Source organism: Ruminococcus sp. D54t1_190329_F1, from assembly GCF_015551645.1.
Classification (GTDB): domain Bacteria; phylum Bacillota; class Clostridia; order Lachnospirales; family Lachnospiraceae; genus Blautia_A; species Blautia_A faecis.
Window position 1 is genome coordinate 50,899 of the sequence record NZ_JADNDC010000028.1, and the last position, 11,003, is coordinate 61,901.

The 11,003-nt window shown below is 45.9% G+C and carries 8 protein-coding genes, 3 tRNA genes and 1 rRNA gene; 7 read left to right on the plus strand and 5 right to left on the minus strand.

The genetic code is table 11. From position 1 onward, the window contains the following. The first annotated feature begins 10 nt into the window (after positions 1 to 10). From I2D69_RS13585 to I2D69_RS13615, 7 genes are all read left to right on the plus strand, one after another. On the plus strand, positions 11 to 1,399 hold the full coding sequence (locus tag I2D69_RS13585; protein WP_195380055.1) for an MBOAT family protein: 1,389 nt from the start codon (positions 11 to 13) through the stop codon (positions 1,397 to 1,399). A 49-nt stretch (positions 1,400 to 1,448) separates the two neighbouring features. Continuing rightward, positions 1,449 to 2,699, plus strand: a complete 1,251-nt coding sequence (locus I2D69_RS13590; RefSeq protein ID WP_195380056.1) for a DHHW family protein — start codon at positions 1,449 to 1,451, stop codon at positions 2,697 to 2,699. Positions 2,700 to 3,070: 371 nt separating this feature from the next. Then, on the plus strand, positions 3,071 to 4,165 hold the full coding sequence (locus tag I2D69_RS13595; RefSeq protein WP_195380057.1) for an ABC transporter ATP-binding protein: 1,095 nt from the start codon (positions 3,071 to 3,073) through the stop codon (positions 4,163 to 4,165). A gap of 12 nt (positions 4,166 to 4,177) precedes the next feature. Beyond that, the gene (locus tag I2D69_RS13600) at positions 4,178 to 5,071 is read left to right on the plus strand and encodes a sugar ABC transporter permease (RefSeq protein ID WP_195380058.1); all 894 of its coding nucleotides are present in this window, start codon (positions 4,178 to 4,180) and stop codon (positions 5,069 to 5,071) included. Positions 5,072 to 5,353: 282 nt separating this feature from the next. After that, positions 5,354 to 6,232 (plus strand): carbohydrate ABC transporter permease, encoded by an 879-nt coding sequence (locus I2D69_RS13605; RefSeq protein WP_118583645.1) that lies wholly within the window; start codon positions 5,354 to 5,356, stop codon positions 6,230 to 6,232. Further along, entirely contained in the window at positions 6,229 to 7,878 is a 1,650-nt protein-coding gene (locus tag I2D69_RS13610; RefSeq protein ID WP_195380059.1) for an extracellular solute-binding protein, read from the plus strand. Before I2D69_RS13605 ends, I2D69_RS13610 begins: the two co-directional genes overlap by 4 nt. Positions 7,879 to 8,135: 257 nt before the next feature. Beyond that, entirely contained in the window at positions 8,136 to 8,936 is an 801-nt protein-coding gene (locus I2D69_RS13615; RefSeq protein ID WP_195380060.1) for a hypothetical protein, read from the plus strand. Between the two features lie 74 nt (positions 8,937 to 9,010). Here I2D69_RS13615 and I2D69_RS13620 read toward each other — a convergent pair whose 3' ends face one another. The 5 genes from I2D69_RS13620 to I2D69_RS13640 form a co-directional block, all read right to left on the minus strand. Beyond that, on the minus strand, positions 9,011 to 10,351 hold the full coding sequence (locus I2D69_RS13620) for an MATE family efflux transporter (protein WP_195380061.1): 1,341 nt from the start codon (positions 10,349 to 10,351) through the stop codon (positions 9,011 to 9,013). Positions 10,352 to 10,515: 164 nt separating this feature from the next. Continuing rightward, a tRNA-Cys gene (locus I2D69_RS13625) sits at positions 10,516 to 10,586 on the minus strand. 28 nt (positions 10,587 to 10,614) lie between these two features. After that, positions 10,615 to 10,686 (minus strand) — tRNA-Glu (locus I2D69_RS13630). A gap of 31 nt (positions 10,687 to 10,717) precedes the next feature. Beyond that, positions 10,718 to 10,790, minus strand: a tRNA-Asn gene (locus I2D69_RS13635). Between the two features lie 87 nt (positions 10,791 to 10,877). Further along, positions 10,878 to 11,003 (minus strand): 23S ribosomal RNA (locus I2D69_RS13640); the annotation flags it as partial.

Below are 11,003 nucleotides of genomic sequence, written 5' to 3' on the forward strand. Positions count from 1 at the left end.
AATTGACGTTATGGTATTTAACAGTGTAATTTTCATATTTTGTTTTCTTCCCATATTTCTGCTGATCTACTATTTCGTGCCGGCCAGGGCCCGTAATCCGGTACTATTCGCAGGAAGCCTTTTCTTTTATGCATGGGGAGATCCTACCTATCTGGTTCTTATGCTGTTTTCCAGCTTTTTCAATTATTACATGGGCAAAGAGCTTGGGAAAATAACCGATGAAGATCCATCCCGCAAGCGAAACCTTATTTTCGCAGTAGTGATCAACCTTCTGATCCTGGGATTTTTCAAATACTGGGGATTTTTTCTTGATGCCATCAGCGGTGTCACAGGACTGAAGCTTACTTATCCGCAGCTTGCATTGCCCATCGGACTTTCTTTTTATACCTTTAAGAATCTGTCCTACATCCTGGACATCTATATGGGAAAAACAGAACCCTGTAAAGGATTTTTTCCATATGCCGTATACAGCACCATGTTTCCGCACATGACTGCCGGACCCATTGTCCGGTATACTGACATTTCGGAATCCATCAGCCGCCGCAGTATAAACACAACGCGCCTCGGTGCAGGTGCAGAGCTATTTATCAAGGGTCTTTCCAAGAAGGTTCTCCTTGCAGACAATCTTTCTGCTCTGTACACCACCCTTCAGGCTTCCGGTACTACCTCCTTTGTGGGAACCTGGCTTGCCATTGGCGCATATACACTGGAGCTGTATTTCGATTTCAGCGGATATTCCGATATGGCCATCGGTCTTGGACAAATGTTGGGCTTTAATTTCAACAAGAACTTTGATTATCCTTACATCTCCACCAGCGTCTCTGAATTCTGGCGCCGCTGGCATATTTCTCTTGGAAGCTGGTTCCGTGATTACATCTATATCCCACTGGGAGGCAACCGTGTTTCCACAGGCCGACACATCCGCAACATCCTTGTGGTATGGGCACTCACCGGTCTCTGGCATGGTGCCAGCTGGAACTTTGTGTTCTGGGGTATTTACTACGGTCTCCTTCTTCTGGCAGAAAAATTCCTTCTTGGACGTTTTCTTGAGAAGGCACCTGTCTGGCTTCGCAATTTATATACCATGTTTGCCGTGATCATCGGCTGGGTATTTTTCAGCCAGACCACACCTGCAGCCATAGGAAAAATGCTGGGAGCCATGTTTGGATTTGGAGCTTCCTGCTTCACAGACCGTGCCTCCCTGTATGCACTGAAATCCGGACTGATCCTGATGATCATTTCCGTGATCAGCTGCCGTCCGGGGCTTTACCAGTATTTCAAGCGCCTTGCAAGACGCAATACTTACCTTGCCGCAGTGATAAACGCAATCCTGTTTTTCCTCTGTATTGCGTATATGATCTACAGTTCCTACACACCATTTATGTATCAGCAGTTCTAGAGCGTGTCTGAAAAAGCCCAGAACTGATACCGTATTAATTGGAGGACCCATGAAAAAGAAACCAAACGGATACCGCTATTTTTATCACCTGACCGGATGCCTTTTTGGAATCTTCATCCTGGCAGTACTGATAATCAATTTTTTAGTTCCGGACCGGGGCTTTTCCCAGAAGGAAAACCGTGTGCTGGCCTCCCGTCCGGCTATCAGCGTTTCACAGCTCACATCCGGCAAATTTGCTGACGGTTATGAAACCTATGTAAATGACCAGTTTTTTCTTCGTGACTGGTGGATCACACTGCGCGCCACAGCCCAGCGTATCCTTGGAAATACTGAGGAAAACGGTGTTTTTCTTGGCAAAAGCGGCTACCTGATGGAGGATTTTACAGCACCCTCCCAGGAACGTCTGAACCGTACCGTAAACGCTATGACAGATTTTGCAGCAAGGCATTCTGATCTTCCCCAGTATGCGCTGATCGCGCCAAATGCCGTGAATATCCTTTCAGATAAGCTCCCTGCCCTGGCTGCTGCCACTGACCAGAATCCTTATCTGGACGCAACTGCCGCTGCTCTTGAAAAGGCAGGTGTCACTTTCGTGGATGTGCGTGACACCCTTTCCCAGCACAAGGATGACGGAATTTATTACCACACAGACCACCACTGGACTACTCAGGGAGCTTACTTCGCTTATATGCAGCTTGCAAAGGTACTTGGAATTGATTCTTCTTCCATCTCCTACGACAAGCTCCCGGTTTCCATGAGCTTCCAGGGAACCCTTTCCGCAAAAAGCGGTTTCCGTGCTTCTGAGAAAGAAGAAATGGATGTCTTTCTTCCAAGAGATGACTCGGTTCCTTCCTCTGTTGTAAATTATGTAGACGAACAGAAAAAAACAGCCAGCTTTTACGATACCAGCAAGCTGGAAACCAGAGACAAATACGCCATGTTCTTTAACGGAAACCATGGCAAGGTTGTGATCACCACCCCTACAGAGGAAAACCGTACCTTACTTGTGATCAAAGACTCCTACGCAAACAGCCTGATACCTTTCCTGGCGCCTTACTACCGCAAGATTGTTATGGTAGACCCTCGTTATTTCTATGACGATCTGGAAGAACTGATGCAGGTAGAGGAAATTCAGGAAGTACTTTATCTGTATAATGCAAATACATTCTATTCAGATACTTCCCTGGAGCTTGCACTTATGCCTCAGAGCAGTACAGATTCCACACCTGACAGCATTGAAACGGATAACACAGATACTGCTTCTTCTGACAACGCTTCTGCTGACAATCCAGAAGCTTAAAGCGTATCTGAAAAAGGCTTTCTGCAAGATGTGCGTCACAATTTGTGGGAATGATTTTTCAGACATACTTTAGTCTTATTTCCTTCTGCCAGACAGGCAGGAGGAATTTTTTTCCAAATTTCATTGTACAACTCATGCAAATTCGCTATAATTACTTTATTAAGCAGCTATTTTCTGCAAAGTGTTTTTTGGAACGCAGTTCGCAGAAATCCCAATAAAACAGAATCCTGCAAGCAGGATTCTCCGCCTGCGGCTGGTCGCCTCCAGCGACATCCAGCGCGTGTTTGAAAAAGGCTTTCCGCTGCAGTGCGAAGCGGGTAACTGTGAAGGTACTGGACAGTTACCTTTATTAAACATTTAGGAGCGAAATTATGAAAATAGTATTAGAACATCTCACAAAGCAGTTTCCGCCCCGTGGAAGAAAGGCTCAGGAGCCGGTCACAGCTGTAAGCGATTTCAATTTCGAAATTCCTGACGGTCAGCTGATCGGGCTTCTCGGTCCCTCCGGCTGCGGGAAAAGTACTACCCTGAATATGATCTGCGGCCTGGAGAAACCAACCAGCGGCAGAATTCTTTTCGGCGATGATGATGTGACTTCATTTCCCCCAGAGCGGCGCGGCGTTGGTATGGTATTTCAGAATTATGCACTTTACCCCCACCTCACAGTGAAGCAGAACATCCTCTTTCCTCTTCAGAATCTGAAAGGAAAGGACAAGCTTTCCAGATCCCAGATGGATGAGCGGGCTCAGAATGCAGCCCGTCTGGTGCAGATCACAGAGCTTATGGACCGACGTCCTTCCGAGCTCTCCGGCGGTCAGCAGCAGCGCGTAGCCATTGCCCGTGCACTTGTAAAAATGCCCCGCGTACTGCTTCTCGACGAACCGCTCTCCAACCTGGATGCCAGACTCCGCCTCCAGACCCGGGAAGAGATCCGCAAGATCCAGCGGGCTACAAAGATCACAACTATCTTTGTCACCCATGACCAGGAGGAGGCCATGAGCATTTCCGACATGATCGTAGTCATGAAGGATGGTGTGGTACAACAGATCGGGAAGCCCCAGAACGTTTACGACAGCCCTGTAAATCTGTTTGTTGCCAAATTCCTTGGTACCCCTCCCATCAATGTATTTGAGGGGCAGATCCGTGGCGGAAGCCTTTACATCGGTGAAAATGCGGTTCTTCTCACACCTGGGATCTCCGACCAGCCGGTTTCTGTGGGAATCCGTCCGGAGGGATTTATCCCCGATGAGAAGGGAGCGCTCTGCTGCCAGCTTGGAGGCATGGAAGTAATGGGACGTGACATCTCTGTTGTCTCCACCCATGCATCCTCCGTAAATCCTGTGATCCGCTCCATCATCAGCTCTGACACCCAGATCCGGCTTGATGCAAAAACCGTCCGTTTTTCTATCAAGCCAAACAAGATCTTCCTGTTCCGGCATGATACTGGTGAACGGATCAACCTTTAAAGGGAGGCTCCTATGAACAAACGAAACTTCAAAGGCTGGCTGTACCTTCTGCCGGCTATGCTTTTTCTGGGTATTTTCATGGTCTACCCTCTTATCGATGTTTTTATCTATTCCTTTGAAGAGGGCTATAATTCCGCTTCCCAGACTTACTATGGGACAGGTATGTACAACTATTCCTACGTCCTTCATGACCCATATTTTCTCCAGGCGATCCGGAATACCTTTATCCTGGTTGTGATCACAGTGCCCCTTTCCACTTTGCTGGCACTTCTGATTTCCGTTGCCTTAAGTTCTGTGAAGGCTCTGAAAAAACTTTTCCAGACCATTTACTTTCTGCCATATGTAACCAACACACTGGCCGTTGGACTGGTATTCATGATTCTTTTCAAAAAAACCGCTTATTCCGACGGACTGATAAACCTGGTGCTGAAGCTGTTTGGACAGGGACCTGTAGATTTTATTGACGGACCATACTGGGCGAAGATGCTGGTATTATGTATTTATACCATCTGGATCGTTATGCCATTTAAGGTACTGATCCTTACCAGTGCCCTGGCTTCTGTAAACCCGAATTATTACAATGCAGCCCGGGTAGACGGTACCTCCAGATTCCGTATTTTTATCCGGATCACCCTGCCGATGATCTCTCCCACTGTTTTCTATCTGATCATCACTGGTTTTATCGGTGCATTCAAGGCTTACAGCGATGCAGTTGCCCTTTTTGGCACAGACTTAAACGCAGCCGGCATGAACACCATCGTAGGCTATGTTTACGACATGCTTTACGGAAATGGCGGCGGCTACCCGTCCTATGCCTCAGCAGCAGCGATCCTGCTGTTTGTTATTGTTTTGACAATCACCTGCATAAACCTGCTTGTAAGCAAAAAACATGTATACTACTCGTAACGGTGAAGGTTCACCCTCTTTATCTGAAAGGTATTTTCGGGCAAAATCTCTCACAAATTGTGACGTACATTTTACAGAAAGCCTTTTTCAAACACGCTCTAGTACATCGTTTCGTAAATAACTACACCAATCGCGTAGGATGTGGATTCGAGTGTGCAGGCATAAAAACGCAGGCGTAGCGGGCTACGCCGAGACTTTTATGCCTGTGCAATCGGATTCACAGACAAGTGAGTGGTATAGTTATTTCGAAAACGATGTACTAGTCTTCATAAAGGAGAAAACATGGAAAAAGATACCACTCAGTTTACAAAATCGGAGCATACTGCCGCCAGACGGCATTCCCTGGGAAACATCCTTGTCTACCTGCTGCTTACCATCTGGGCTCTGGTCGTACTGTTTCCTTTTTACTGGATGCTTCTTACCTCTGTAAAAAGCTACAGTTCCTACAACGCAGAGCACATTCCCACCTTCTTTACACTGACGCCCACCCTGCAGAATTATGCAGATGCCTTTACAGCAGTGCCCCTGGGAAAATATCTGCTGAACACACTGATTTTCACAGTTGCCACCACTGCTATTATGATGGTTGTGATCACACTGTCCGCCTTTGCTTTCGCAAGGCTTGAATTCAGAGGGAAAAATCTGGCTTTCACTTTATTCCTTTCCCTGATGATGATTCCAAACGAACTTGTGATCATTACCAATTTTGTGACCATCACCAACCTGGATATGCGGAACACCTTCCTTGGACTGATCCTGCCATCTGTCACCTCTGTATTTTATATTTATCTTCTGAAAGAGAATTTCGAACAGGTACCGGATGAGCTTTACCGTGCAGCCAAAGTGGACGGAACCTCAGATCTGAAATACCTTTGCAAGGTGATGATTCCCATCTGTAAGCCTACCATGGTCACCATTGCTATCCTGAAGGTGATCGAATGCTGGAATTCCTACATTTGGCCAAGACTGATCACCGATGACCAGAACTACTATCTGGTTTCCAACGGAATCCAGGAGATTCGCGAAAACGGTTTCGGTCGTGAAAATGTCCCTGCTATGATGGCGGCGGTAGTTGTGATTTCCCTGCCCCTGATCATTTTGTTCCTGCTTTTCAGAAACAAGATTATGTCAGGAGTTTCAAGAGGAGGTACAAAAGGATGAGACTATTCAGACAAAAACATCCTGGAGCGTTCTACAAAAAGCCTTTCCTGCTTTTTTCCCTGGCTGCCCTTTCTTCTGTGACTCTGCTTACAGGCTGTCATGGCGCGAAGGACCAAAGTGCCTTTACCATTCCCGGGGAATTTGACACCTCCAGAGATTACGAGATCACTTTCTGGGCCAAAAATGACACAAACAAAACCCAGACCGAAATCTATAAAAAGGCAATATCCGATTTTGAAGCCCTGTACCCCAATATCACCGTAGATCTTCGGCTTTACACGGACTACGGCAAAATCTACAACGATGTAATCACCAACATCGCCACAGGCACCACTCCGAACGTATGTATCACCTACCCGGACCATATTGCCACCTACCTTACGGGAAACGATACCGTTGTCCCTCTGGACGATCTGATGGCAGATTCCAGCTACGGATTTGGCGGTGATAAGCTTGAATTCGCCTCAGTGAAAAAAGATGAGATCATTCCCCGTTTTTTACAGGAGTGTTCTTTTTCCGGTCACTATTATGCACTGCCTTTCATGCGCTCCACAGAAGCCTGCTATGTAAATAAAACCTATGTGGAAAAGCTTGGATACACCCTTCCAGAAACCCTCACATGGGATTTTGTGTGGGAAGTAAGTGAAGCCGCTATGGCGCAAAATGCAGATGGAACCTACAAGGTTAACGATCAGAATGTGCTGATTCCATTTATAGACAAGTCCACAGACAATATGATGATCGAAATGCTAAAGCAGAAAAATGCAGGATATTCCACTGACAGCGGAGAGATCCAGCTTTTTAACGACACCACGGCAAGTCTGCTGGATACCATCGCGGAGCATGTAAAAACCGGTGCTTTTTCCACTTTTAAAATTTCCAGTTATCCGGCTAACTTCCTGAATGCAGGGCAATGTATCTTTGCCATTGATTCCACAGCAGGCTCCACCTGGATGGGTACAAATGCCCCTCTTGTGGACATCAGTTCTGATGCTCTGGTGGATTTTGAAACAGAGGTTATGACCATTCCACAGTTTGATCCGGATAATCCGCAGATGATTTCACAGGGACCTTCTGTATGTATCTTCAATAAGAAAGACCCTCAGGAAGTGCTGGCCTCCTGGCTCTTTACACAGTATCTGCTCACAAATGACGTACAGACCGCTTATTCTGAAACGGAAGGTTATGTGCCGGTTACCAGCAAAGCCCAGGAATCCGACCAGTATCAGGATTATCTTTCCAGGGAAGGGGAAGACAATTCCACTTACTACGATGTAAAAATAAAAGCGTCCAGGCTGCTCCTTGACAATATGGAGCACACTTTTGTCACCCCTGTATTTAACGGCTCCGCTTCTTTACGTGATGCAGCAGGACAGCTGATTGAAAGCGTGACCAAATCTGTCCGAAGAAAACAGGAGATTGATGATGCCTATATTGATAAACTTTACAGCGATGTTACCTCCCTGTATCACCTGGATCAGATTTCTTCTGAGCAGTCCTCCGGGAAAAAAGAGCTTGGACCTCTTCCCGCAGAATCCAGAATTCTTCTTGGAAGTCTGGCAGTAGTCTGGGGTCTGATTCTTCTTTATCTTTTACTTGAACGATTAAAGAAGAAAAAAGGTTACTGTTCACTCCGTTCACAGTAACGCGCTTCGCGATGCACAGAAATCATGCATTCGCATGATTTCGCGCCGCAATTCTCGGGTTTTCTGTGAACTTTGTTCACAAAAAACGCCTCGCGGAACGTTACCAGTGAACAGTAACGAAAAAAGCGTAATATTTAAGCTTGATTTCCCCATAATTTTGTTTATAATAAAAGTGATTGTGTACAATCGTTTTTGACAGATGACTTTACACTCACCTTGTCAGACATCTGAATTTACGTACCCAGAAAGGAGATACTATGAAAAAAAGACTTGTATTATTGATGGCTCTCTCTCTTACCTTTGCATTCCCGGCAGCTGTTATGGCTGAGGATACCACTGCTGCAGAGGAAACTGCTGATGACACAGAAGCTGCTGACAGCACTGCAGAAGACGCAGATGTGAAATCCGAAGGTGTTATGACCCATGACGAGTACCTTGCAGCAGCTGTTGATGACGAGGTTACCATCGAGACCTATGTACAGGCAAAGCAGTCCTGGTGGGAAGATAAGGCCACCTTCTATACCCAGGATAAAGATGGCGCATACTTCATTTATAACATGCCATGCTCCGAAGAAGACTATGAGAAGCTGGTTCCGGGAACCAAGATCAAAGTAACCGGATATAAGGCAGAATGGTCTGGCGAGATTGAGGTTGCAGATGTTTCCTCTTTCGAGATTGAGGACGGTGAATACATCGCAGAGCCGCTTGATGTAACAAATCTTCTTGGTAAAGACGAGCTGATCGATCATCAGAACGAGCTGGTATCTTTCAAGGGAATGACCGTAGAAGCTGCCGGACAGGATGCTGACGGAAACGATGTAGCTTACCTTTACAATTACGATGGATCCGGTTCTGAGGGAGATGACCTTTACTTCAACGTTTCCCTTAACGGCGAAACCTATACTTTCACAGTAGAGTCTTATCTCTGCGACAAAGACAGCGATGTTTACAAAGCCGTAGAAGCTCTGAACATTGGCGATAAGATCGATATGGAAGGCTTCCTGTACTGGTATGAGGGCGTAAACCCGCACATTACCTCTGTTACAGCAGCTGAATAATTTCACATAATTCCAGACAAAAAGATTCCCGGGCATATGTGCTTCCTTTAGGAAGCACATATGCCCGGGATTTTTTATCCGATTTTTGTATTCCTGTATACATGTACCCAATATATAATTTCCACCACTGCCGTAATTCCCCATGAGAAAATATACAGCAGATATAAAGACGGAATCGTCTTAAAGTAGGCAAACACCGTATTTACCCATACCATTCGGAAAATACAGGATCCTATAATTACAATAACCGTAGGAATAACACTCTTTCCAAGAGCACGGGAAGCTGCAATGGCACTGTCCATAAATGCAGAAAATCCATAACTGAATCCCATAATCGTAAGTCGTTTCATTCCGGCATCCACAACCGCAGGATCATTGGTAAAAAGTCCCAGGAACTGTCTGCCGAATATAACCAGTGCAATACCACCTATGGTTCCAATTCCAAAGGAATAAGCCAGGCTGACCAGATAACTGTTTCGCACTCTTTTTCTTTTCCCTGCACCGTAATTCTGCCCCATAAAGCTTCCGCAGGCTGTATAAAAAGCAGCCATGGAGTCATACAAAAGAGCATCTGCATTTGCCGCAGCGGAATTACCTGCCACCATTGTAGCATCAAAGGTATTGACGCCTGCCTGGATAAATAGATTTGCCACCTGAAAAATACCGTTTTGCAATCCTGCCGGAAGACCGATCTGGATGAGGTATCCTGCCATTCTCTTGTCAAACCTCAGTTTGGAAAGACGAAGTGCATAATCCCCGCCCACTTTTATCAGAGCCCGGAGGATTAGAAACGCAGATAAATACTGGGAAATAATACTTGCAGCTGCAACACCTGCCACATCCATTTTACAGACAATTACAAAAAACAGATTCAATACTATATTTACAATACCAGCTGCACCCAGATAATACAAAGGCTTCTTCGTATCTCCAAAAGCACTGCACACCGCATTACCAAAATTATAAAGAGCCATTGCCGGCATTCCCAGAAAATAGATCCTTATATACAGTACTGCACCATCCAGAAGTTCTTCCTTGGTATTCAACAGCTCCAGAATTCCTTTTGAAAAGAGCAGTCCAAAGATCAGTACGATCATCCCCGCAGCCATACTTACCAAAAGAGCCGTATGTATCGTCTTGATCGTACTTTCTTTATCCTTCGCTCCGAAAAATCTTGCCACCAGAACATTGGTACCGCCGCCCATACCGATCAGAAAGCCCGTAAAAAGAGTTACAAGCGTAGTAGTGGATCCCACTGCCCCCAATGATAAAGAGCCCGCAAACTGACCAATAACCGCGATATCCGCCATATTAAACAACACCTGCAAAAAGTTGGTCAGCACCAGAGGGATACTAAAAAACAGCATTTTCCCCCAGATAGAGCCTGTGGTCAGGTCCTGTCTGTCCTCTTTCATTTCAATTCTTCTCCTTCGTCAAATCCAAAATTTCTTCCGGCAGTACACCTCGAAACTGTTCAGAACTTTCAATGCAACTCGCACCCCTTCAGATCAAGCCAAACCTATTTTGCACCGGAATTTTGTGCGCAAATAAAGCTCTTGAATAAATCAAGAGCTTTAAGAGGTGCCACCCAGATTTGAACTGGGGATAGAGGTGTTGCAGACCTTTGCCTTACCACTTGGCTATGGCACCATATTATTTAGTTCTTCGCCGAAGCGAATGACTCCAAGGGGATTTGAACCCCTGTTACCGCCGTGAAAGGGCGGTGTCTTAACCGCTTGACCATGGAGCCTTATCAAATCGGGCTTCATGCTCCGATTAAACTCCCCCTGTTGGACTCGAACCAACGACACTTCGGTTAACAGCCGAATGCTCTACCGACTGAGCTAAGGAGGAATATAAAGGTTTGCACCTTCAAAACTACATACATGTTACATCCTTGTGGAATATTTGTCAAGAATCTTTTTCAAAACCTTGCGATTTTTGGTCAAGCCCTCACCCTATTAGTAACAGTCAGCTCCGTGCATTACTGCACTTCCACCTCTGCCCTATCTACCTCGTCGTCTTCAAGGGGGTTTACTTCTTTCGAATGGGACATCTCATCTTGAG

What these genes read in the sequence shown, in the direction of transcription:
- I2D69_RS13585 (WP_195380055.1), top strand. Translation starts at nt 11, where the DNA reads ATGGTATTTAACAGTGTAATTTTCATATTTTGTTTTCTTCCCATATTT.
- I2D69_RS13595 (WP_195380057.1), top strand. Translation starts at nt 3,071, where the DNA reads ATGAAAATAGTATTAGAACATCTCACAAAGCAGTTTCCGCCCCGTGGA.
- I2D69_RS13600 (WP_195380058.1), top strand. Translation starts at nt 4,178, where the DNA reads ATGAACAAACGAAACTTCAAAGGCTGGCTGTACCTTCTGCCGGCTATG.
- I2D69_RS13610 (WP_195380059.1), top strand. Translation starts at nt 6,229, where the DNA reads ATGAGACTATTCAGACAAAAACATCCTGGAGCGTTCTACAAAAAGCCT.
- I2D69_RS13615 (WP_195380060.1), top strand. Translation starts at nt 8,136, where the DNA reads ATGAAAAAAAGACTTGTATTATTGATGGCTCTCTCTCTTACCTTTGCA.
- I2D69_RS13605 (WP_118583645.1), top strand. Translation starts at nt 5,354, where the DNA reads ATGGAAAAAGATACCACTCAGTTTACAAAATCGGAGCATACTGCCGCC.
- I2D69_RS13590 (WP_195380056.1), top strand. Translation starts at nt 1,449, where the DNA reads ATGAAAAAGAAACCAAACGGATACCGCTATTTTTATCACCTGACCGGA.
- I2D69_RS13620 (WP_195380061.1), bottom strand. Translation starts at nt 10,351, where the DNA reads ATGAAAGAGGACAGACAGGACCTGACCACAGGCTCTATCTGGGGGAAA.